The organism is Roseovarius sp. EL26, assembly GCF_900327775.1.
Lineage (GTDB): Bacteria > Pseudomonadota > Alphaproteobacteria > Rhodobacterales > Rhodobacteraceae > Roseovarius.
In genome coordinates this window covers 347,841-371,806 of sequence record NZ_OUMZ01000005.1, presented here as the reverse complement: position 1 = coordinate 371,806, position 23,966 = coordinate 347,841, and the positions used below count along the sequence as shown (strand labels likewise).

Genomic DNA, 23,966 nt, shown 5'->3' with positions numbered 1-23,966 from the left:
TATGTACCAAACCCGCGTACAGCCTGTACAACTTGTACGCAATTACGCGCCTTAACTCCGCCGCTTTACCCTAAGCGTCGGGTCGGCCTGTGTCGGATCTTCGGGCCAGGGGTGTTTGGGGTATCGCCCGCGCATATCCTTGCGCACATCGGCATAGCTGCTGGCCCAAAACCCGGGGATGTCCATCGTTGTCTGCACCGGCCGTCCAGCGGGGGACAATAGTGTCACCCGCAGCGGTGTATTCCCCACCATCGGGTGCGTAGTTTGGCCAAACATCTCTTGCAGGCGTAAATTGATTTCCGGATCTAATCCACCGTAATCAATTGGTATTTTACGCCCCAAAGGTGTGGTGAAATGCGCCGGGGCGGCCTGATCAAGGCGTTGCATCTGCTCCCACGACAGGCACCCACGCAGGGCCTCAAGCATATCAAATCGCTTCCAATCCTGGGCGGTTTTTATGCCCTCCAGATAAGGCAGTAGCCAATCCTCCAGCATCTCCAATAGCGCTGCCTCAGTCATCTGGGGCAACTCATCTCCACCATCCCGAACCAGCTCAACCCGTTTGGCAAATCGCTCCGCCGCAGCGCTCCAACTCAGCCCTAAATCCTTAACGCCATCCAACATCGCCAGCGCCACCACATCTCTGGGCACATCGCGCCAATGTTGATCCGCCAGAACCACAGATCCCAGGTTTTCCTGTTTCCGCGCAATCACTTGCCGATCCCGTTTGGACCATTCACAAATGTCATTCCAAGCAATCTGATCCCCAAACAGGCTGCGCACTTCAGATTCAGAAATTTGGATCGCCTGCCTGATTCTCGCCTCGCGCGGGTTGCCATCCAGCTCCGTCGCCACGATCAACCGCGCCCCACACAGCGGGTCGCCTTCCGGCATTATCGCGCCTTTTCCGCCTGACAAAACATAACGTGGCGCATCACCCTTACGGCGTAATCCGATGCGATCCGGATAAGCCAACGCTGCCATTTCCGCATCGCTAAGCTTTTGCTTTAAAACTGATTTTGACTGCTTGGCTAAACGCTTCGCTTCCTGCTTTATCCGCTCAACACCCCCGCGATTGGCCGGATAACGGGCCTCGCTGGTATAACGTTTGAAATCCCGTACCGCCGACAAACGCAGTGCCAAATCCACCGGTGCCCCCCGCCCCAACGGGTCACGATCCGCCAGCAGCGCCGCCAAAGGCGCCGCCTCTGTTCCTGCCATTGCCAGCATATGCCCCAAACGCGGATGCAGCGGTAATGTCGAAAGGATTTTACCATGCTCCGTAATGCGCCCATCTACATCCAAGGCACTCAAAAGGCGCAATAAATCCTGCGCCTCGCCATAACTCCCCAGATTGGGTGGCGTGAGAAAGGCCAACTCCTCAGGTCGCGCACCCCACGCCGCCAACTCCAGTGCCAACCCCGACAAATCAGCAGATTCAATCTCTGCTGGGGGAAAGGCATGCAAAGCCCCCTCCTCCCCCTTGCTCCACAATCGATAACACGTCCCCTCAGCCACACGCCCGGCACGACCAGCGCGCTGCGTCGCCTCGGCCCGTGTGACCGGTTCAGTCACCAGCCGTGACATACCTGATGCAGGATCAAACCGGGCACGGCGTGATTTCCCGCCATCCACCACCACACGTATGTCTTGAATAGTCAGGGATGTCTCGGCAATCGAGGTCGCCAACACCACCTTGCGACCAGTTTTCATTGGAAGGATTGCAACCCGTTGCGCTGCAAAATCCATCGCACCAAACAAGGGGCGTAGAACAGCATCTTTCGGCAAGCGATCTTTGAGTAATGCTTCGACACGCCTGATTTCTCCCTCTCCGGGGAGGAACACCAAGATGCCACCGTCCCTCTCCTGCACGACCTGCTGCACCAGATCGGCAACGGCGTTTTCAAACCGCACCTCCTTACGCAAGTGGCGTTCAAGCCATTGTGATTGAACAGGAAAACTTCGCCCGTCAGAGGTGATCACTGGTGCGTCGCCCATCAGCTGTGCCACTGGTTCTGCCTCTAGCGTCGCTGACATGACCAGTAACTTCAGGTCCTCCCGCAAGGCCCCAGTGATTTCCAAGCACAGCGCCAGTCCCAGATCCGCGTTCAACGAGCGCTCGTGAAATTCATCGAAAATCACCGCGCCGACACCGGACAGTTCAGGATCAGACTGGATCATCCGTGTCAAAATGCCTTCGGTCACAACAACGATGCGTGTCGTGGCGCAAACCCTTGCCTCCCCTCTGACACGGTAGCCCACGCTTTCGCCCACCTTTTCCCCCAAGGTTTGCGCCATCCGCTCCGCAGCCGCACGCGCCGCTAAACGGCGGGGCTCCAACATCACGATCATTCCGTCCGTCACATTGGCCTGCAACATCGCCAATGGCACGACAGTGGTTTTACCCGCCCCGGGGGGGGCCTGCAAAACCGCACATCCTCGCTGACGCAGAGCATTAAGCAAGGGTATAAGAACATCATAGATCGGCAGGTTCGCTGTCATAATCAAACTTATCGGGGATCAAGCTCCAGTTTGCCAGTGCGACCTGCGCCCGCAGACCAATTATCCCACTAGACAAAAGCCCAAACCCCAAGGCATGAATGATGTAACAGATTTCACCACCGGCGACAGGCATGAACATCACAGAGCTGAGCAACAAAATTCTCAATGGCGACCGGCGCGCGCTGGCCCGTGCGATCACCTTGGTTGAAAGCGCCCGCCCCGATCATCGCACGCAGGCAGCTGAGCTGATTGACGTTCTGAAAAATTCAGGTCGGCAGTCAATCCGCATCGGTCTTTCGGGCACGCCCGGCGTGGGCAAATCGACCTTCATTGAAAGCTTTGGCATGATGTTGACTGGTCTGGATTTGCGGGTCGCCGTGTTGGCAGTTGATCCAAGCTCTGCCCGTTCTGGTGGCTCAATCTTGGGTGACAAGACCCGCATGGATCGTCTTAGCCGCGAGCCGAATGCTTATATCCGCCCTTCGCCCAGCCAAACACACCTTGGCGGTGTCGCCCGCCGCACCCGCGAAGCCGTATCGTTATGTGAGGCTGCGGGCTTCGATGTCATCTTGATTGAAACCGTTGGCGTCGGCCAGTCCGAAACCGTGGTCGCTGAAATCTCTGATCTGTTTGTGCTGCTCTTGGCTCCGGCCGGTGGGGATGAATTGCAGGGTGTTAAACGCGGCATCATGGAAATGGCTGATATTATTCTTGTAAACAAAGCCGATGGAGACCTGAAGCCAGCGGCAATGCGCACCTGTTCGGATTACGCTGGAGCGCTCAGGTTGCTACGCAAACGCCCACAAGACCCTGCAGGATTCCCCAAAGCCATGATGGTTTCCGCCCTTGAGGAACATGGACTGCAAACTGTCTGGGACGAAATGACGGAGTTGACCAACTGGCGTCGTGGCGCAGGGCACTTTGATGGCCGGCGCGCTCAACAAGCCCGGTACTGGTTCGAAGAGGAGGTACGTCAAGGCCTATTGTCCCTCCTGCAAACCCCCAAAGCACAAGCCTCCATGTTCGCGGCATCCGAGGCCGTCAGCCGGGGGGAAAGTACACCCTCAGTTGCCGCACAAGTCGTCCTGCGCGAACTCCAAAATTAAACCCCAACTACCTTTGTCTCAAAACACTTCGGGGGTTTAGGGGCAGCGCCCTCTGGGCCTGCGTGGCCTAAACGCAAAACATCCTGCGCGCATCAACCAATGCGCACCTTCAGATTTCTTCGTTTTGTCCAAGCTGCGCCAAAACCTCATCCGTATGCGCACCAAAGCGGGGCGGACTGGTGCGATAGCTGACTGGCGTTTTAGAAAACTTCAGCGGATTGCCAAGTAACGACACTTCTCCGTTTTCAACGCCCTCAACCTGCATAGTGATCACACCATCTCGTGCCTTGGCCTGATCGGACCCCAACGCACGATCAAGTGTATTCACTGGACCAACGGGCACTTTCACCGCTTCCAGCCCCGCGATCACCTCATCCAATGTAAACGCCAACAAACGCTCAGATACCTGCGGGATCAGCTCAGCACGGTTTTCGATCCGCGCCGGGTTGGTGCCAAACTTTGCATCATCAGCCAATGCGGTCATGCCCAGAAAATCGCAAAATCGCCGGAACTGCGCGTCATTTCCAACCGCCACAATCACATGGCCATCTGAGGTGCCAAAGACCTCATAGGGTACAATATTGGGGTGGCCGTTGCCGCGGCGTTCAGGCAGTTGCCCACTGGTCAGGAAATTAACGCCCTCGTTGATCAACCACGCCATCTGTGTATCCACAAGCGCCACATCAATATGCTGCCCCTCGCCGCTTTGGTCGCGGTGGCGCAGCGCCGCTAAAATACCGACGGTGGCGTACATGCCGCACATCACATCAGAGATGCCAACGCCAACTTTCATCGGTTGCCCTTCAACCTCGCCTGTCAGGCTCATGATGCCACCAAAGCCCTGCGCCATTAGGTCATAACCGGGCTTTTCGCGGTTCGGGCCGGTTTGGCCATAGCCAGAGATCGAGCAGTAGATCAGCGACGGATGCACCGCTTTCAGGTTATCATAATCTAACCCGTATTTGGCCAATCCACCCGGCTTGAAGTTCTCAACCACAATGTCGGCACGCACGGCCAGCTGGCGGATCAGTTCCTGCCCCTCGGGCGTGGCGATATCAACTGCAACGGATTGTTTGTTGCGATTGGTGCACATGAAATAGGCGCTCAGGTCGGTCTGATTGCCGTCTACGTCACGCACGTAAGGCGGGCCCCACGCGCGGGTATCGTCGCCCTTAGATTTTGGATTTTCGATTTTCCAGACGGTTGCCCCCAGATCACCCAGCATCTGTGTGCAGGTTGGCCCCGCCAAAATGCGGCTCAGGTCCAGAACGACCAATCCATCAAGTGCCCCTGCCATGTTTCAAATCCTTCCATCATATGCGCCGCGCTCGATCTCAGCGGCAATTACGGTGAATGTATCAGCTTGCTGCGCGGCTTTCAGAGCCTCGGCCAACTCTGTACGCGAGGTGACTCGGTGTCCTTGCCCGCCAAAGGCGCGACCAATGGCAGCAAAGTCGTGATGCGCAAAGTCAACGCCACGGTTAGCCATCTGACGCTGGCGTTGCTTCAGCTCGATCAAAGCCAGACTGCGATCTACAAAAACCACGAAAATGGTTTTCAAGCCCATCTCTTTGGCTGACGCCAGCTCACCCGCTATCATCAGGAACCCAGCATCGCCCGAGAAAGATACAGAAGGCCTTTCAGGTTCAACAATCGACGCACCAATGGCCAAGGGAACAGCACAACCCATCGTGCAAAGCGCCGAAGATTGCAAAAGGCTGCGCGGCTCTGAGCATTCCCAGATTTGTGACAGCAAGATCCTGTGCGCGCCGGAGTCAACAGTGGCAGTGGTGTTGGCGGGCAGATGCTTTTGACACTCTGTGATCACAGCGGCTGGGCCCCAAATTTCTGAGGTATCAAAGGCTGCATTCAGCGCGTCTTTGACCGCGGCCACTTCGCCACCGGCCCATGTATAAACCGACGCAATCCCATTCGACAGGGCCTTCAAACCTGCGGCAGTGTCACAGACAAAATTCAACGTTGCCTGGTGCATATAGTGGTGATTGGGTTCGGCGCTGATGTCGATTACGTTCACTTGCGCAGGGTCCCAGATATTCTGCCAACCGGGACGCATTTCAATAGGGTCATAACCGGCACAAATGATCAGATCTGCTGATTGAACAAACGGAAGCAACTGACGATCAGCCAAGGGTGACAGGCCCGCACCACCCAGACAGAGGGGGTGATCCTCTGCTATTATGCCTTTTGCTTTGTAGGTCGTCACAAACGGCACGTTGTGTTCTTCGACAAACTGCAGCAACGCGCCTTCTGCCCGCTCGTTCATCGCATCGACGCCGACAATCATCACTGGCTTACGGGCTGCAGCCAGCCAGCTGCGCGCCAGTTCCAGATCTGCGCCCTGAGCCGGGGCTGTAACGCTAACCGGCGCCCGGCGGGATGTGGCGGAATTTGAGGCTTTGGCGTCTGCCACTGAAATTGGCACATCGATAAACACTGGGCCGGGGCGGCCTTCTAAAGCTATACTCAAGGCCTTATCGGTGATCAGACCCGCGCTCGCCGCGCTCAATGTAAATGTCGCTTTGGTAATCGAAGCAAAGACTGCACTATGGTCCATGACCTGATGGGTATATTGCTGCGCCTCATCGGCATCAACACAACCTGAAAGCATGATCAGCGGCACGCGTTCCTGCATAGCATTGGCTACCGCATTCACTGCATTCATCGCACCCGGACCGATCGTGGCTATAACAATGCCCGGCGCGCCGGTGCGTTGCCAGACAGCCTCGGCCATAAAGCCCGCGGCGTTTTCGTGTTTAACCAAAGTGAATGTGATCCCGGCCTGCTCTAATGCGTCGATCAGTGTCAACACCTCGCCACCGGGCATGCCAAAGGCGTGGCGACACCCCGCTTGATACAGTCGTTCTGCAAGAAGATCGGCGGCTCGTTTCTGTGTCATTTCTCGCACCCAGTTTTTGTGTAGCAGGGGTTGCTTGGCACAGATTTGACGCAAGTTACAGAATGCACGTGCATTTTTTCGACATCTCGCGATCTTGTGCCAATTATTTCAGGAATACATCACAATCCCACGACACATCACAGTTTTGCGAGGGGGGCTGTGCCCGAGAAGCCCCCCGGTTATCTATGAACAAGACCAACACGTCATTCCGAAAGGATCTGGAAATGAAACACCTTACCTCATTTGCCTTTGCTGCCATATTCGCCCCCATCGCCGCCTTTGCCGGGCCGCAGTATGTTGATGAAACCGGCTATGCCGTTTCGGGTTTCGATGTGGTGGCCTATTTTAACTTGGAACAAAGCGACGTGGGAACAGCCCAACCTGCCGCCGTTCCCGGAAAGGCATCGATCACAGCAGAATATAATGGATCAACGTTTGCGTTTTCTTCCAATGCAAACCGCGACAAATTCACAGCAGACCCCGCCAAATATGTCCCGCAGTTTGATGGCCACTGTGCTTACGGTGTATCACGTGGCGGCAAGGTTCCGGGCAATCCGAACCTATGGCGCATCGTTGACGAAAAGCTGTACCTGAACATCACGCCTGTTGTGGTCGGTTTCTGGGAAGAGGATATTCCCGGCAACATTGATACCGGAGATTCCAACTGGCCCGGAATTGAGGCCAGCGCCGCTTCGACCAGCACGATTCCAAAGTACACCTCGGACGCACCGCAGGCAGATTAAGTTTCTCTACTCTTTCTACACAGGGCGGCTTTAGCGGCCCTGTTTTTGATTTTAGGGCCGTCTTTGGGCAAAATGCATTGAAACTTAAAACTACGTGCCACATCTCATGTCGAACACATTGATCACCCGTCGAAACATCTTATTGTCATCCGCAGCAGTGGGCGCTGTTGCAGGATTTGGCATTTGGCGCGCTCAGAGTGGTGAAATATTGGAGGCAGGCATGGACGCGGACAAAGCACATAAATTAGCGCAAAAAGGTGAGATCATCCTGATCGATGTGCGTCGCCCAGATGAATGGGAAAGCACTGGCATTCCGTCTGGCGCGGTGCCGCTCGACATGCGCCGCCCAGATTTCATCGACGCATTTTCACAAGTAGCCGCTACCGCCTCAGATAAACCCGTCGTACTAATTTGTGCCGGCGGTGTACGCTCAGCCAGAGCGCGCGCAGCACTTACAGAGGCAGGCATCGCAAATATTTCCGACATCCCCGAGGGCATGCTTGGCTCTGCATCCGGGCCAGGATGGATTGCGCGCGAGCTGCCGGTTGTCCCTTCGATTACTGAGGCCAAATAACATGTACAAAGCCATGACACAGACACTGGCAACGCTAGTTATGGGGCTTGTATTCTCCAACCCGGCGATAGCCGGGTGTATGGATCATGACACAGCCTGTCAGATTGCAGAGGGCGAATATCATATTGCCGTCCCGGAGCGGGCTACAAAGGGAAACCAGCCAGTGGTTGTTTTTCTTCATGGTTATGGCAGCCATGGCGGTAATACCATCAACAACGAAAACCTAATAATGCCGATGCTGGAACGCGGCTATGTGGTCATCGCCCCAAGTGGCCTGCCACGTGAAAATGGCCCCGGCTCCAGCTGGGCCTTTCTACCCGGAGATGATCGCCGGGATGAACTGGCATTCATCAACGCCGTGCTTGATGACGTCAAATCAAAGGTGTCAATCGACCGCACACAGGTTCTGTTAGCGGGGTTTTCCGAAGGCGCCTTTATGACCAGCTACATTGCCTGTCAGACCCCAGAAGCCTTTGCCGCTTATGCCCCATTGGCAGGTGGGTTCTGGCGCCCTCATCCAGCACAATGCGCCGGCCCGGTTCGCCTTTTGCAAACCCACGGCTGGTCAGACGGTACCGTCCCAATTGAAGGCCGCCCGCTGGCTGGAGGGAAATATCTGCAAGGTGACATCTTCCAAACGCTTCAAATCTGGCGCGAGGCCAATGCCTGCGACCAGATGCGTGCGGATGTTCGCACAACAGATGGGCCATACTGGCGCAGGGTCTGGACGCATTGCACCCCGGGCAGTGCTCTTGAATTTGCCTTGCACGAAGGCAGCCACAACTTGCCAGAAAGTTGGGCAGATATGGCGCTCAACTGGTTCGAAAAACTGCCGCCTGTACCACTGGGTCAATGATCAGCGAGGCAAATCAGTTGTAAATGCAACATGTTTTCAGTGCGCCAAGGCTGGAAATGTTTCAATTTCACAGTCAACCCCCAGAATCCTTTAGCTTCCTGTTATGTGCGGCAAACCACGCATAACATCGCCATCCCTGTACAGATTTCATCGCGACACCTTCACCAACACCTTAATATCTTGATAATTTTCCACATTGTGCAATTAAAAACAATATCTTAACAATAATCCCCGCAACTTACTGGATGCGATCGCAGCATTCACATATTACGCCTAAAGCCTGACAATACATGCGCAGTACTATTGCGATATTGCGCCTAGCCACCTGAATTATTGCAACATTTCGCTCATCACTCTCGCGCTTGGTCAAAACGACGTGACCTGAAGCCTCTTACGCTGTAGCGACGCGGTCAAATCGGTATTGTTAGCGCCAAACGTATTTGCCTTGCAAAGGACAACCAATGAAAAGTGACTTGTTTGGAAATGATGTCAGCCTAAACTCGGAGGCAACTGTGGCCTCCTGGAACGAGCTGCAACTGGCGTTTCTAGCGCATGGGGCAACCACGCCAACACACTTAGGTGCGGTCCTTGAAGGCGCGCCCGACTTTGCGATGGCGCATGCGCTCAAGGGCTTATTCTGCGCCATGCTGGGGCGCAGTGAAATGACCGTTGCTGCGCGCGAAGCGCAGTCGGCCGCGCACAAGGCACTGGCCAGCGGCACGGCAACCGCGCGAGAACGTTTGTTTGTTGATGCATTGGATCACTGGCTGGTTGGGCAACCCATTCTGGCGATCAATGCCATGGAAGAAGTTCTGAAACATCACCCGCAAGATAGCCTTGCCATGAAAGTCAGCCACGCGATTCGGTTTATTCTGGGTGACGCCAAAGGCATGCGCCGCTCAATCGAGGCCGTCTTGCCACGCTACGGCACAGATCACCCGGGCCTGGGGTATGTCAACGGCTGCTACGCCTTCGCGCTTGAAGAAACGGGCGATTATTCCCTTGCCGAAGCAACCGGACGTCAAGCGGTGGAACATTCCCCGAATGACGCTTGGGGCCTGCATGCCGTAGCTCATGTTTATGACATGACAGCCAACTCCACAGCCGGGCTTGATTGGTTAACCGGGCGCGAAGCGGCCTGGGCGCATTGCAACAACTTTCGCTATCACGTCTGGTGGCACAAAGCGTTGATGCATCTCGACAACGGACAAGTTGATGAGGTTCTGGCGCTCTACGACACGGAAATCCGCAAAGATCATACCGATGATTATCGGGATATCTCGAACGGGGCATCGTTATTGATGCGGTTGGAGCTTAACGGCGTGGATGTGGGGCACCGCTGGGAGGAGATGGCCAGCATTTCTGAGACCCGCACCGAAGATGGCTGCCTGATTTTTGCTGATCTGCATTATCTTCTGGCACTGATGGGCGGAAACCGTGACGCCGCACTGTCACGTCTGGTTGGTCGCATTCAAGATGACGCAAACGCCAGCAGAACCGAAGCTCAGCTTCGCATGGCAAAGCCGGGCCTGTCCACTGCCGTCGGGCTCGAGGCCTTTGGCGACGGAGATTACAAATCTGCCTTCCTCAATTTGGCGCAGGCGCGTCAGCACATGCAAGGCGCAGGTGGCAGCCATGCCCAACGCGACGTTTTTGAACGCATGACGATCGACGCAGGTATTCGCGCAGGGTTCTTTGAAGAGTCCAAAACTATCCTTGATGATCGAAAAGCCCAGAGAAACGGTTTTGAAGATGGCTATGCCACGGCACGGTATGAAATGATTGCCAATTACGAGCAAAGCTCACAACAAGGCTTGCGCCTGCCAGCTGAATAAGTAAGGGAAACCCGCGACTTACCAGACCAAACCAACTTTGGAGCGACATCAGAAATGTCAGCGATAACAACGACAGTTCCAACCATGAAGAGCGCGGTGCAGGCCCAACCAGCCCTCGCGGCTTCCGGTGTGCGCGACCCCCGGTTGGATTTCTATCGCGGTCTGGCGATGTTCATCATTCTTATCGCTCACACGCCGGGCAATTTTCTGACCCTATGGATTCCTGCGCGCTTTGGCTTTTCTGACGCCACCGAGATTTTTGTGTTCTGCTCCGGCATGGCCTCGGCCATCGCGTTTGGCAAGGTCTTTGCCGAGCGCAGCTGGTGGCTCGGCACAGCGCGGGTCAGTTTCCGCGTTTGGCAGGTCTATTGGGCGCATATAGGGTTATTTTTCACTATCGCCATGCTGATGGCAGCACTCAATGCGACGGGCCTGTTTGAGAAAAACTATATCGCATCACTGAACTTGCAGCATTTCTTTAAGAACCCCGAACAACAGTTGATCGGGTTGATGACTCTGACATATGTGCCGAATTATTTTGATATTCTGCCGATGTATCTGGTTATTCTAGCAATGATGCCTTTCATGGCGGCAATGGCTCAGGTCAATGTTTGGCTAATGGTCAGCGCTTCACTTGCCATCTGGTTGGGTGCACAACTTGAATACCTCAGCTTGCCGGCTGAGCCGTGGTCAGATCGCGAATGGTTCTTTAACCCATTTGGCTGGCAGCTGGTCTTTTTCACTGGATTTGCCCTGATGCGTGGTTGGATCCCAGCCCCTCCGCGTGACAAACGCCTGATGTGGCTGTGTGTTGCGATTGTGCTGCTCAGCGTACCGCTGGCATATTTCCGAGCGTTGAATGCCTTTCCTGAGCTTAAACCACTTCGCGCCGAGATCAGCTTCTTCATTGAAAAGTCCGACTTTGGCCTGTTCCGCTACATCCACTTTCTGGCGCTGGCCTATCTGGGGTGGTTCGTGGCGGGTGAAAAAGGCCGCAATCTGGTGGCACAGGGTACGGGTTTGGCAGCCCGTGTCTGGCAACAAGCTCTGACTTTGATCTTGAAGGTCGGTCAGCAGTCATTGGCGGTGTTTGTGGTCTCCATGGTGATTGCGCGGCTTATCGGCGTTGGCTTTGACACCTTTGGTCGCGACATTTGGATCGTCTGGACTGGCAACCTGATCGGTTTCGCCATTCTGATCGCAGTGGCTTATATTGCCGGGTGGTTCAAATCCCATCCATGGCGCAAACAACGGGGTAAATGATGGACCGTCGGGATTTTCTGGGATTTGTATCAGCGTTCGCAAGCATGGCTACACTGCCAGCCCATGCCACCGATGGAGCCGTACGCCCACATTTCACGGACAGCACCCCTTTTGATCTGGCTGGATTGATCGAGCGTGCAAAGCAGATGGCGTCAGTACCATACGCACCTCATGTCGAGGCCCCCCAAGCATGGAAAAACCTCAGCTACGACGAATACCGCGCCATTAGGTATCGTGGCGACAGCGCGCTATGGCGTGGAACCGAGACCCCCTTTCAGGTCGATTTCTTTGCCCCCGGTCTGTATTTTCACCGCCCAGTTCAGATCAATGTGGTTGAGGATGCGCAAGCCCACCGCATAGCTTTTGATTTTGAGCTGTTCGATAAATCCACCCCGGCCCCGGACCTGCCCATTGCCGAAGATCTGGGCTTTTCCGGTTTCCGCTTGCGTACCGAGATCAAGAAGCCTGGGCAGTATGACGAGTTTTTTGTCATGCAGGGCGCCAGCTATTTCCGTGCAGTCGGGCGCGACAACGCTTACGGTTTGTCGGCCCGTGGCTTGGCCATAGACACAGGCGAGGCCAGCGGCGAAGAGTTTCCCGATTTCACCGAATTCTGGATTGAACGCCCAGAACCCGGACAAGATCATGTGATCATCCACGCCTTCATGGACAGCCCCTCGATCACTGGCGTGTACAGTTTTACCGTCATGCCCGGCGATGCAACCAAGGTAGACGTGACTGCGCGGCTGTTTGCTCGCGAAAACGTCACTCATGTCGGCATCGCACCGTTGACCAGCATGTTCTTGTTTGATGAGACCAATCGCAATCGGTTTGATGATTTCCGTCCCGCAGTGCACGACAATGACGGATTAATGATCCAGAACGGCGCGGGTGAAAGCCTATGGCGTCCGCTTGCCAACCCAACAACTCTGCAAGTCAGCAGCTTTGTTGACACCGCGCCCAAGGGCTTTGGCTTGATGCAGCGTGCCAATCAATTTTCCGACTTTGCCGATCTTGAGGCTCTTTATCACAAGCGTCCAAGCCTGTGGATTGAGCCGGCAGAAGATTGGGGCAGTGGTGCGGTAACATTGGTCGAGATTCCGGCAGATCGCGAGATTTACGACAATATTGTCGCCTATTGGCGGCCTGCAGGTGGCCTACCCAAGGGGCAAGAAACTACTTTGCAGTACCGAATGCACTGGGGCAATGGCGCGCCAGCCACAGCTCCAGTTGCAAAGGTCTTGAACACGCGTTTGGGAAAACGGTTTGAAGGCGGCTATATTGTCACCATCGACTTTGAAAGCATTCCGGTCCTGCTCAAAGACCTCGAAGAGTTGACCCTTTTCATTGGTGCCAACACTGGCAGCCACAGCAAAGGTATCGTCCAACGCAACCCAGAAACCGGTGGGCCACGGCTAGCCTTTACGTTCGATCCAGAAGGGTCAGACGCTGTTGAACTACGCGCTCAGCTGCGCCACAACAATCGCAATGTAAGCGAAGTTTGGCTCTATCGATGGACTGAGTCATGAACCGATCAACCATCATAGATCAGCGCATGCCACAACGCGCCCCCCTGCACATGCCCGAGCAAGACTTGCGCCGCCATACGCCGGTACAGACAGCCCCAACCTCGTGGAAAACGCTGCTCTATCGTTTGGCTGTCTTTGTACCAGCATTGATCACAACCAGTTTGCTGATCGGGGCCTTTATTGATTGGATGTCCAACGGCGGGCTGAACGTGATTGAGATGCTGTTGATCAGCCTTGTAGGCCTGACGTTTATGTGGATATCACTTTATGTCAGCTCGGCCAGCCTTGGATTTCTGGCGCACTTCAGCGTGCTGAAACGCGCACCTCTGCCCCGTCAGGATGGCAATGCAATGGGTGTTGCCCTTCTGGTGCCGATGTATCACGAAGACCCCGGCGATGTGTTTGGAAATCTTGCAGCAATGGCGCAGGATCTGAGTGAAATTGATAGCACCCACAGCTTTGACATCTTTTTCCTGAGCGATACCCAAGATGCGAATGCGGGTCAGCGCGAACGTACAGTGTTTGATCAGTTCAGCGCCTATTTACCGGATAACATCAGCGCCTATTATCGCCGCCGCGAGGTCAACACTGACAAGAAAAGTGGCAACATTTCTGATTGGCTGTGCAATTGGGGTGACGCATATGAGGCGATGCTGGTGCTTGACGCCGATAGCCTGATGTCGGCGGACGCTGTTGAACGGTTAACCGATGCGCTGGCCTCGGATCCACGCGCAGGATTGGTGCAATCGCAACCGCAGCTTTACGCAGGCCAAAGCATGTTCGCCCGCAGCCAGCAATTCGCAGGCGCAGCTTACGGTTTCATCCTTGCCAAAGGCCTGTCGCTGTGGTCCGGGAAAGAGGGTAACTTTTGGGGTCATAACGCGATCATCCGCATCCGTGCATTTGTAGAAACTGCGGGCTTGCCCAAAATTCGAGGACTGCGCAACCGCAAGACCCTGATTCTGAGCCATGACATTTTTGAAGCCGCTTTGCTTCGTCGCGGTGGCTGGTCTGTACGGTTCCTGCCCGAGATCAAAGGCAGCTTTGAGGAAGCACCGGTCAATCTAGTGGATTTCGCCATTCGCGACCGACGCTGGTGCTATGGCAACATGCAGCACCTGCGCATCATTAGCAGCAAAGGCCTACACTGGGTGTCGCGTTTTCATATGCTGCATGGTGCAATGGGTTACCTCATGTCGCCGGTGTGGTTCCTGCTCCTGACCATCTGGGTGATGCTGGGCCGCACGCCCGAGGCCAACCCGATTGCTTATTTCAGCACACAAAACCCACTCTATCCAATGTGGCCAGAGCACAGCATGATTAATTCCTTTGGGTTGCTACTGTTCATGTATTCAATGCTGCTGTTGCCCAAGCTACTGGGCATTATCACCTGCGTTCTAACCCCAGGTGCAGTACGCGGTTTCGGCGGACCAACACGTCTGGCTTTATCGTTCGTAACAGAAGTAGCTTGTTCCATAGCTTACGCCCCAATTTTGATGGTACAACAAAGCATCGCCGTCACCCGTGCCTTTGTCGGCATTCCCGCCAAATGGGCCCCACAACAACGCCAAGGCGGGCAGTATTCGGTTATGGCTCTGCTAAAGTTTCACGCTTTGGAAACTGGGTTTGGTATTCTCATCATCAGCGGCATGGTGATGGGCATTGTTTCGTACTGGTTATTGCCCATCGGGCTGAGCTTGCTGTTGTCAGTTCCACTTTCGGCTCTTAGCGGTGCGCGCCCCAAGGGTGGACTGTTGCCACACTGGATCATGACCACTCCAGATGACATTGCACCGCCTGCAATCATGAAGGCCAGCCGTCACTGGCGGACGCTAATGGGTGGCACTCCACACGCCTTTCCAGCGTCACAAACCACCACAGCATCTGCAACATCAAAGCAACAAACGGCCTAAAATCCGGCTCAGATCATCTCCTCATTACGACGTGATTTACTTTGGCAAGAATAGCCCTGCTGTAAATACGGCAGCAGAGGCCACGGCAAGACCGACGAATTGAACCTCAAACCCCAGCCCCATTTTTTGTAAAATTGCGATCAGTGGCACTGCGGTTGAGCCAACTCCCAATGACAGCGCGTATTCAACTGACACAGCGCGCGACCGTATGCTTGAATCTAGGTAATGGCCCACCAGCCACGTAGTGATTGGAATACCTGCAAAGATCAATGTGACCACAAACAGTGTCAAGACAAAGGCCAGCCAACCCGCCGCCTGTGTCAGCAGCAACAGTAAGATTATTTCACCTGCCAGCAGAGACAAAAGGATTGGACGCGCTCCAATTTTGTCCAACAGCTCTCCAACCGGCAATTGCGCAAAAGCGGCAATAGCGAAAATCAAACCGGTCGATGCCCCGATCCAGGCCAGATCAGCACCATCATTGATCAACCGTTCGTCGAGAAACTTGGGCAGTGAAATTGTAACCATATTGAAAACCAACCCACCGAACAACGCGGCAACGCATATCACTGCAAAAACGGCCCATTGTGTACGTTGATCATGGTACGCCCTCGCATTTGCACCGTCGCGACGCAATGCTTGCGACTTTTCACCAGGGTTTCGACTGCGCAAAATCAGCACTATGCCTATAGCAATCGACACAAAACCCGGCAGTGCAAACGCACATTGCCAACCAAAAAACTGCGCCAGCAGGCCGGTTATCACAGCTGCGGCCGCCAGCCCCATATTGCCGAACACGCCGTTGATGGCCAGCGCACGCCCCGCCCGTAATCCGATTTGCGTGACATGCGCCAATCCCACGGGGTGATAAATCGCAGCAAACAGCCCCAATGCCCCCAGTCCAACCATCATCGCCATCGGTTCAGTAGCCAGCGCAATCCAGATACTGGAGCCTCCACAGCCGATGAAAAACACGGCTATCAGCATCAGTCGGTCAAACCGATCCCCCAGCCATCCCGCCGGTAAAGTGCCAAGTGCAAACATCACATAGAGAGGGCTGCCAAACAAAAGCACATCCGCAAAGCTCATGCCCCATGCAGGTGCAATTGCCAACGCAGCGGTGGGAAAGATCAGCAAAAAGAAGTGATCCATAAAATGGGCGGCATTGATGAACTGAAGGGCTTCGTTACGTGACATCTTCCTGTCCTTGGATTGTCTCTTACGCTTGATATGTCGCAACGCTATGCCTTAATGTCTGTCGACATAATGACAGATAATACGCCAAATATGCCAAAAGCCTCCCAACCCGACATTGTTGGGCTGTCCTCGGCCTATGCAACGGGGACAGTCATCGCGCCGCATGCGCACAGGGCGCATCAGATAGTACATGCAATCTCGGGCACTATGCGGGTGATGGCACAGGGCAGGATGTGGTTCGTGCCCCCTGGGCGCGCCTTGTGGATCCCCGCACAGATGCAACATGCCATCGAATGCATCGGCCCGGTCGAAATGCGAACCGCTTATTTGAGCGAAGCGTACCCAACCGCCCATTCCGAGGTGCTTGTTTTATCAGTTTCACCATTGATGCGCGAAGTTCTGGTGCGCTTGGCAGACCAGGCGGATGAAGCCCTCGACCTGATGTTGGCCCAAGTGCTGATCGCTGAAATCAAACATGGGACGCTCGAGCCGCTCAGCCTGCCCATTCCGAATAACCCTCGCATCGCAAAACTAGCGCGACAGATGCAGACTGATCCAGCAGATCAGACGCCGCTGACCACATGGGCAAATCAATTGGGGTATTCAGAGCGCAGCCTAATCCGCTACATCCGAGCCGAAACAGGAATGACCTTCCGCGAGCTCAGACGCCAGACACGGATCATGGTCGCACTCGATAAATTGTCTGCCGGCCAATCGGTAACGGAGACCGCATTCGATGTCGGGTTTGAAACGCCAAGCGCATTTATTCACGCCTTCCGCATTTTGATGGGGCAAACACCCCGACAATTCATGTCCGGGGTGTAGCCACTCATCTCAATTTGTCAGAACGGCGAAACCGGCCAATCAGATACAGGTGTCATCTCCTCCGGTGGGCGCGCCAGAAAGATTTGCGCGTGGAAATACCCGGTGGTCTCCAACCCGTCGGTATCGTGTCCACGCCCCTTGGCGTTTGCGATGGCGCGTACTTGTTCATCCTCATCCGCGAAACGACGATGGCGAAACGGGGTCATATCCAGCGCCTCAACCACATAACCATGATCGCGCATGACCTCTATCGCCTCAGCCGTGTCATTGCCACGGATCGGCGCGGTGGCAATCCAAGGCTGGCGGGCTTTGGCCGCGCTCAACAACCGGTCCAGTGCCCGAGGCAGCATATGGGCAATACTGCCACATTCGACCATCAAATCACAGGTGGAAAGTTCCTGCAGCAACGCTTCACTAGGTTGATCATCTTCAAGGTTTTCTGCGAAGATCGCATCAAACACACCCACGTCACGGCCATAGACCAGCGCCTTGTCGGCAACATCAATCCCGATGTAGCGGTCCATATGCGCCTTATCGCGTTTGCCCGCAAGCCAGTCACGATCTTTTGCAATGGTCTGCTCCACCGATGCGGTATCGCACCAGTCGCCCTGATACCGCGCCAGCACATCATCCAATGTTACATCGTGGCGCATCAGCTCGGCGGCGATACCATAGCCGCTGGCAAAATCGACAATATTCGCCCGTGGTAACCCACGCAGATGGCGCAGTTCCGCCAGCACCGCTTTGAACCCTGCCACCGCATGGTGCGCGGTGCGAAACCCGGCATGATGCATCGCCTGAAAATACGACCGGCTGTCGGCAAGATTGTAAATGTCATCATAAATGGTCACCAGTTTGCGACCTTGTCCATCCTGCTCTTCGATCATGTCGTGCTCCGCTATCTTGGCTGTCCCTTATTTGGCATAGGCAATGGCAATTAGAAACCTTCTGTTACAGGCAGGCACCATCACGTGAATGAAACCGTAAACATCTAAAAAATCTGAAACATTGTTTCGTTCAATGTCCGCAATGTGACCCACTTTACCCCCAGACCCCTTGCCAGCACGTCAAGAAACCTGCGAAATAACGAGAAACCAGCCGCAGGTAAGGACCCGACCCCATGGCAAAAGCAGATACCAACGTAGCACAGGCGCCCTCAAAGGCCCTTTTGGGGATAGGGCTGGTCTGGCTAGCGGTCTTTATCTACGCCTCGTCAAACTCCATCGTCTCCCTGCTGGCGGACATTGGCCGGCAGCATCCGGTGATGGGGCGCAATGCGGTTTCCCTGTGCAATCTGCTGTTTCTGGGCTCGCTCATCTCATTGGTGCCCATGGTGTTCATGTTCTATAAGGACTGGACCCGCGACAACCTGCGCAAGCTGAGCCGTAAAGATTGGGCGGTTCTGACGCTGTCGGCTTTGCTGTCTTCGGCTCTTACACCTGCGCTATTTTTCATCGCACTGGATTACACCACCGTGACCAATGTGGTCCTGATCGGCCGGATTGAACCACCATTGTTCCTGCTGGCGACCTTCTTTGTACTGAAAGAGCCGTTGGACCCTTGGGCCTTTGGCGCAGGTGTAATTGCGCTGCTGGGCGCAATGGTCATGATCGCGATGAACGGCTCAGACGCAGCCTTTACCTTTGGCAAGGGTGAGATTGCCACCGTCTTTGCAACACTCTCTTTCATCGCCTCGACCATTGTGACCCGGGTGGGTTTGAAAAACGTGCCCTTGGGCATTTTTTCGATCTATCGCACGGTGCTGGGCACGATCATCTACTATTTTCTGGCCCTTTACCTTTATGGCCCAAACCACTTTCAGGATCTGTTCACTGCGGTGCTTTGGAAATGGGTCTGGGTCTACGCCATCATCGTCATCATCATTGGGCAGTTCGCCTGGAACATCGGCCTCAAGAATGCGCGTGCCGGTGATGTCTCTCTGGCCACTTCATTTTCACCGGTCGCTGCGCTGATCATTGCCATGGTCCTACTGGGTGAAGATCCCGGCCCCGGTCTGATCCCCGGTGGGCTGATTATTCTGGCCGCCATCGGTGTAGGGCAGTTTGGTCGCATTCGCAGCACGCGTCTGAAAAAGCAACGCGAGGAAGCAGAACAGCGCGCCAAGTCCAAATTGGATCGCGCACTGGAACAAGAAGGCCGCATGAACTTCAAAGGGGCCTGAGGCCCCTTCGAGATCTTCAGCTTAAAACAATCAGCCGAACTGCTCTGGCAGCAGTGCATCCGGCAAGTTTTGATAACACACCGGGCGCAGGAAACGACGGATCGACATGGTGCCCACAGACGTTGCACCAAAATTGGTCGAAGCTGGGTATGGCCCGCCGTGAACCATGGCGTCAGAAACTTCGACGCCGGTTGGGAAGCCATTGGCCAATATGCGTCCCGCCTTGCGCTCGATAATCGGCATCAGGGCTCGGGCCGCATCCACATCACCATTATCCATATGTAAGGTGCAAGTCAGTTGCCCCTGCATCGCCAAAGCAACCTCAAGCATCTCATCGGCGGTTTCCGCAGTGATGATCACACCAAGCGGACCAAAAACCTCTTCGGCCAGCACTTCATTCGCCAGCCAGTTTTGGGCTGTCGTCCGATACAAATAAGGCGTGGCATCGCGCTGATCACACGACGTGTTTAACAATTCCTGCACTCCGGTGGTTTCTGCAATCCGACGTTTACCATCGCGATAGGCTGCTGCGATACCATCGGTCAGCATGGTTTGCGCCGGCGCACCGGCAAGCACGTCCTGTGCGGTTTGCGCGAACTGATCACCTGCCTCACCTGCCTGAACAATGGCGATACCCGGATTGGTACAAAACTGCCCCGCACCCATTGTCAAAGATCCCGCCCAGCCGGCTGCAATATCATTTCCACGGCTGTTCAGTGCAGTATCAAGAATGAACATCGGATTGACCGAACCCAGCTCACCAAAAAACGGAATTGGTTCTGGCCTTGATGCGCATAGATCATAAAGCGCACGCCCCCCAGCCAAAGACCCAGTAAAGCCAACCGCCTTGATCAGCGGATGTTGCACCAGCGCGGCACCCACTTTGCGATCACCCCCCTGGATAAGGCTAAACACGCCTGGATGGATGCCGCATTTCTTGATCGCGGCATGGATCGCCTCAGCAATGATCTCACCAGTGCCAGGGTGGGCACTGTGGCCTTTGACCACAACCGGACAGCCCGCAGCCAACGCCGCTGCCGTATCGCCACCGGCAGTGGAAAAAGCCAACGGAAAGTTTGATGCACCAAACACGGCCACGGGGCCAATCGGGCGCTGTACCAGCTTCAGATCTGGGCGCGGCAATGGCTGACGGTCCGGAAGTGCGGTATCATGACGTTGGTCCAGATAACTCCCGTTCAGGATATGGTCTGCAAACAGGCGGATCTGGCCAGTGGTCCGACCGCGTTCACCTTGCAGGCGCGCCTCGGGCAGGCCCGTTTCCTGACTGCCAATCTGCGTAATGGCTTCGGCCCGCGCTTCGATCTCATCTGCGATGGCATTCAGGAATGCGGCCCGCTCTGCACGTGACGAATAGCCATAGCTCCAAAACGCCTCCTCGGCATCCAAAGCGGCGGATTCAACGTCCGGAACGCGACCCACTGAATACAGGTGCTCTGGCCCATGCGCGGGTGCCGAGGCAAAGGTGGTGTCGCTCGCCAACCACTCGCCAGCGATCAGATGTTTACCATGGGGAACAAAGGTCATTTCAGTCTCGATTCTGTACGGAACTTGATTTATGGATATTGTATCCAATTTAACAAAACATGCAAGTCCTCACATCTTTCCGTGGCGCATCAGCTGCCTTCGGAAGCCCGTTTTGCCGCGATCATCTCCAGCAACTCGTCTTTTGTGCGCTGGACATGACGCTCCAAGAGGGCGCAACCTTCTTCAACGCGCCCCGCCTTGGCGTGCAGAAGCAATTCACGGTGTTCTTTCTGGGCGGGTTCACGTTGTTTCATGACGCTCAGATGCAAGCGAACGTAGCGATCAGACTGCATACTAATCCGGTCCAGAATTTCAGAGGTAAGCCTGCGCCCGGCAGCCATATAAAGGGCCGAATGATACTCATGGTTCAACGCACCCCATTGCGAAACATCATTCTGATCGTATGAGACTTGCATCTGGTCCAGCAGTTTCTCGCAGCGCGCAAAGTCAGCCGCTGTCATATCTGGAATAGCCCGGCGAAACATATCGACTTCGATCAAGCTACGCAGATCGAAGATCTCACCAATTTCTCGCAAAGAATGTTTGGTAACAGAGCCTCCCCGGTTATTGGCCCATTGCACCAGCCCTTCGGCGCTTAGCCGTTTCAACGCTTCGCGCACAGGCATGCGGGACACATCATATTCATCAGCCAGAGCCTCTTGGCGGATGACCTCACCCTCGGCCATTTCGCCACTCAGGATACGTTCGCGCAGATCATTTGCAATCAGCTCTGGCAGGCTCTGCTTTGTCACGATGCGCTTGTTACTCATATTCACGACCCCTCAATAGACTTCGGCTTTTGGATACAAATAGACAGTGCCCTTAGAAAGGCCAAGTTATTTCGTTTCCATGTGTTGAATTGAAGATTGCACGGCACGTATCGATTATTGTATCCATTATCCAAATCAAAATGGAGTCATCACAGTGAGCCGCAACGTTCAGATTAACCTAGAGGATGTCAAACACCTCGCCACGCGCGTTTTGACACATGTCGGATATGACGAAGCGCACGCTGCCGCGATCACGCACATGCTGTATACCTGCCAGCTGGATGATTGCCAGTCACACGGATTGTTTCGGCTTTTCATGTGCGCCCAGACAATGAAGGCGGGCAAGATCAGCGGCAGCGCCTTGCCCGAGCTAACCCCGTCAGATAATGCCATCGTTCGGGTTGATGCCAATACGGGCATGTCACTGCTAGCCGTTGAAAAGGCTATGCCAGTGCTAATCGAAAAAACCCGCCACCACGGGATGGCGGCCATGGCGGTCAACAATTGCTTTCACTTCTCTGCGCTTTGGCCCGAGGTGGAACAGCTCTCACAGGCTGGGCTGGTTGGCATGGCCATGGTGCCAAGCCATTCCTGGGTTGCCCCTGCTGGCGGAAAACGCGGCACATTGGGCACCAACCCATTGGCGTTTTCTTGGCCGCGTCAGGATAAAGATCCGTTCACCTTCGATTTTGCCACCAGCGCCTTTGCCCGGGGCGAAATTGAACTGTACCTGCGTTCAGGCAAACCTCTGCCAGATGGTGTGGCTGTGGATGTCGAAGGCAATCCAACCAATGACCCGCAGGCCGCGATGGACGGCGCAATGTTAACCTTTGGCAGTTACAAAGGCTCGGCGCTTTCAATCATGATTGAACTTATGGCCGGACCGTTGATCGATGATCTGACCAGCCTCGAAAGCATGGAATATGCCGCGGGTGCCGCTGGCGCGCCCTATCATGGCGAGGTGATTTTAGCCTTTGATCCGGCGCAGTTCAGCAACGGCAAGCTTGCGCAAAACGATGCAAGGGCCGAATGTCTGTTTGCCGACATCATTGACCAAGGCGCACGCCTGCCATCACAACGACGCTTTGCCGCCCGCGCGCGCAATATTGAACGCGGTTATGTCGAGATTTCCGAAGCGTTGCACAATGATTTACTGGCATTGTTAGAGGCGTGAGATTACGCGCCCCAAGTATCGCTTAGACGATACCCACCGGGCCAAGGGTCCGATGGGTCCAACATATGTTGATGCGTTCCGGTGACCCACCCCCGGCCGCTGATTTCTGGCACAATGGCTGCGCGGCCACCAACCTGCACCTCTTCCACAATACGGCCTGTAAAACGTGATCCGATGATCGACACAGCCTCGAACGTCTGCCCCTTCTGCATCTGCCCCTTGGCCGCCATCAACGCCATACGCGCAGAAACGGCCGTACCCGTAGGGGATCGATCCACCTTACCGGGCTGAATGGCCACGGCAGATTTACCTGTCAGGCCGGTTTCAGTCTCACTCAGCGGTCCGCAGAAGGCGCAAAATGAAATATGATCCCAATCCGGGTTTTCTGGATGCGTAAACCCAAGCTGGTCATTCGCCGCATTGGTGATAATCACACCCAAGCGCGCGATCTCCTTGGCCTCAGCTTCAACAATCTCAAACCCCAGTGCAGCCGCATCAACCACGACAAAACTGTCACCACCATAAGCGGTATCAACATTTATGATTCCCAGACCAGGTACATCCAATGGCACGCCGATCTTGTCTGCAAAGCTTGGTAGGTTCTGCACATAGATCCGCTCGGCCTTACCATTTTTGCATTCGGCCCGGACCTTAACCAGTCCACCGGGCGCTTCCAGCAACATCTCGGTCACTGGTTCCTGCATCTCAATCAGGCCACCATCCAGCAACACGGTCGAGACACAGATCGAATTCGATCCCGACATCGGTGGCGTGTCTTCCGGCTCCATGATGATAAAGGCGGCATCTGCATCCGGATGCTTGGGCGGCACAAGCAGGTTCACATGCCGAAACACCCCGCCGCGCGGCTCGTTAAGAACAAAATTGCGCAGGACCTCATCCTGAGCAATAAAGCTCCGCTGCTCCCACAACGTCTCGCCGGGTGGCGGTGTGACCCCACCAACGATGACGTCGCCGACTTCACCCTCGGCATGAGCCGAGATGACATGAACAATCTTACTGCTGCGCATGGTGTAT

The 23,966-nt window shown here is 55.0% G+C and carries 20 protein-coding genes; 11 read left to right on the top strand and 9 right to left on the bottom strand.

Translation table 11 applies throughout. The features are described 5' to 3' along the window. Positions 1–51 precede the first annotated feature (51 nt). Together hrpB and D9A02_RS19135 are read right to left on the bottom strand one after the other, a co-directional pair. On the bottom strand, positions 52–2,502 hold the full coding sequence (gene hrpB, locus D9A02_RS03675) for an ATP-dependent helicase HrpB (protein ID WP_120499613.1): 2,451 nt from the start codon (positions 2,500–2,502) through the stop codon (positions 52–54). Next, positions 2,477–2,635, bottom strand: coding sequence for a hypothetical protein (locus D9A02_RS19135; protein WP_162932956.1), 159 nt, complete (start codon positions 2,633–2,635; stop codon positions 2,477–2,479). Before D9A02_RS19135 ends, hrpB begins: the two co-directional genes overlap by 26 nt. Between D9A02_RS19135 and meaB the strand changes: the two genes are divergently transcribed. Beyond that, positions 2,634–3,608, top strand: coding sequence for a methylmalonyl Co-A mutase-associated GTPase MeaB (gene meaB, locus D9A02_RS03670; RefSeq protein WP_120499612.1), 975 nt, complete (start codon positions 2,634–2,636; stop codon positions 3,606–3,608). The genes D9A02_RS19135 and meaB overlap by 2 nt on opposite strands. A gap of 109 nt (positions 3,609–3,717) precedes the next feature. Here the strand turns inward: meaB and D9A02_RS03665 are convergent, their stop codons facing one another. Both D9A02_RS03665 and D9A02_RS03660 read right to left on the bottom strand, forming a co-directional pair. After that, a complete protein-coding gene (locus D9A02_RS03665; RefSeq protein WP_120499611.1) occupies positions 3,718–4,905 on the bottom strand; it encodes a CaiB/BaiF CoA-transferase family protein in 1,188 nt (395 codons plus the stop codon). Positions 4,906–4,908: 3 nt separating this feature from the next. Continuing rightward, positions 4,909–6,525 (bottom strand): thiamine pyrophosphate-binding protein, encoded by a 1,617-nt coding sequence (locus D9A02_RS03660; protein WP_120499610.1) that lies wholly within the window; start codon positions 6,523–6,525, stop codon positions 4,909–4,911. A gap of 224 nt (positions 6,526–6,749) precedes the next feature. Between D9A02_RS03660 and D9A02_RS03655 the strand changes: the two genes are divergently transcribed. The 7 genes from D9A02_RS03655 to mdoH all read left to right on the top strand — a co-directional run bounded on the left by D9A02_RS03655 (position 6,750) and on the right by mdoH (position 15,238). Continuing rightward, positions 6,750–7,268: a YHS domain-containing (seleno)protein gene (locus tag D9A02_RS03655; protein WP_120499891.1), complete on the top strand. Its 519-nt coding sequence runs from the start codon at positions 6,750–6,752 to the stop codon at positions 7,266–7,268. A gap of 106 nt (positions 7,269–7,374) precedes the next feature. Beyond that, entirely contained in the window at positions 7,375–7,842 is a 468-nt protein-coding gene (locus D9A02_RS03650) for a rhodanese-like domain-containing protein (protein WP_120499609.1), read from the top strand. 13 nt (positions 7,843–7,855) lie between these two features. Continuing rightward, complete coding sequence (locus D9A02_RS03645; protein ID WP_254054534.1) at positions 7,856–8,698, top strand: PHB depolymerase family esterase; 843 nt, start codon at positions 7,856–7,858, stop codon at positions 8,696–8,698. 461 nt (positions 8,699–9,159) lie between these two features. Further along, positions 9,160–10,533 carry a tetratricopeptide repeat protein gene (locus D9A02_RS03640; protein WP_120499607.1) on the top strand — a complete coding sequence of 458 codons (1,374 nt, stop codon included), beginning with the start codon at positions 9,160–9,162 and terminating at the stop codon, positions 10,531–10,533. Positions 10,534–10,617: 84 nt separating this feature from the next. Then, the gene (locus D9A02_RS03635; RefSeq protein ID WP_254054549.1) at positions 10,618–11,796 is read left to right on the top strand and encodes an OpgC family protein; all 1,179 of its coding nucleotides are present in this window, start codon (positions 10,618–10,620) and stop codon (positions 11,794–11,796) included. Next, on the top strand, positions 11,796–13,325 hold the full coding sequence (locus D9A02_RS03630; RefSeq protein WP_120499890.1) for a glucan biosynthesis protein: 1,530 nt from the start codon (positions 11,796–11,798) through the stop codon (positions 13,323–13,325). Before D9A02_RS03635 ends, D9A02_RS03630 begins: the two co-directional genes overlap by 1 nt. After that, positions 13,322–15,238, top strand: coding sequence for a glucans biosynthesis glucosyltransferase MdoH (gene mdoH, locus D9A02_RS03625; protein WP_254054533.1), 1,917 nt, complete (start codon positions 13,322–13,324; stop codon positions 15,236–15,238). Before D9A02_RS03630 ends, mdoH begins: the two co-directional genes overlap by 4 nt. 36 nt (positions 15,239–15,274) lie before the next feature. On the opposite strand, the gene D9A02_RS03620 is transcribed toward mdoH, so the two are convergent. Continuing rightward, positions 15,275–16,435, bottom strand: a complete 1,161-nt coding sequence (locus tag D9A02_RS03620; protein WP_120499605.1) for an MFS transporter — start codon at positions 16,433–16,435, stop codon at positions 15,275–15,277. 69 nt (positions 16,436–16,504) lie between these two features. Here D9A02_RS03620 and D9A02_RS03615 point away from each other — a divergent pair, with 69 nt between their 5' ends. After that, positions 16,505–17,260 carry a helix-turn-helix domain-containing protein gene (locus D9A02_RS03615; RefSeq protein ID WP_162932955.1) on the top strand — a complete coding sequence of 252 codons (756 nt, stop codon included), beginning with the start codon at positions 16,505–16,507 and terminating at the stop codon, positions 17,258–17,260. 17 nt (positions 17,261–17,277) lie between these two features. Here the strand turns inward: D9A02_RS03615 and D9A02_RS03610 are convergent, their stop codons facing one another. Next, complete coding sequence (locus tag D9A02_RS03610; protein WP_120499603.1) at positions 17,278–18,147, bottom strand: hypothetical protein; 870 nt, start codon at positions 18,145–18,147, stop codon at positions 17,278–17,280. Positions 18,148–18,380: 233 nt separating this feature from the next. Between D9A02_RS03610 and D9A02_RS03605 the strand changes: the two genes are divergently transcribed. Next, positions 18,381–19,442, top strand: a complete 1,062-nt coding sequence (locus tag D9A02_RS03605) for a DMT family transporter (RefSeq protein WP_120499602.1) — start codon at positions 18,381–18,383, stop codon at positions 19,440–19,442. 30 nt (positions 19,443–19,472) lie between these two features. On the opposite strand, the gene D9A02_RS03600 is transcribed toward D9A02_RS03605, so the two are convergent. Beyond that, entirely contained in the window at positions 19,473–20,987 is a 1,515-nt protein-coding gene (locus tag D9A02_RS03600; RefSeq protein ID WP_120499601.1) for an aldehyde dehydrogenase (NADP(+)), read from the bottom strand. An 89-nt stretch (positions 20,988–21,076) separates the two neighbouring features. Further along, a complete protein-coding gene (locus D9A02_RS03595; RefSeq protein WP_120499600.1) occupies positions 21,077–21,757 on the bottom strand; it encodes a GntR family transcriptional regulator in 681 nt (226 codons plus the stop codon). A gap of 154 nt (positions 21,758–21,911) precedes the next feature. On the opposite strand from D9A02_RS03595, the gene D9A02_RS03590 reads away from it, so the two are divergent. Next, positions 21,912–22,931 carry an Ldh family oxidoreductase gene (locus D9A02_RS03590; RefSeq protein ID WP_120499599.1) on the top strand — a complete coding sequence of 340 codons (1,020 nt, stop codon included), beginning with the start codon at positions 21,912–21,914 and terminating at the stop codon, positions 22,929–22,931. A 2-nt stretch (positions 22,932–22,933) separates the two neighbouring features. Here D9A02_RS03590 and D9A02_RS03585 read toward each other — a convergent pair whose 3' ends face one another. Then, the gene (locus D9A02_RS03585; protein WP_120499598.1) at positions 22,934–23,959 is read right to left on the bottom strand and encodes a proline racemase family protein; all 1,026 of its coding nucleotides are present in this window, start codon (positions 23,957–23,959) and stop codon (positions 22,934–22,936) included. Between the last annotated feature and the right edge of the window lie 7 nt (positions 23,960–23,966).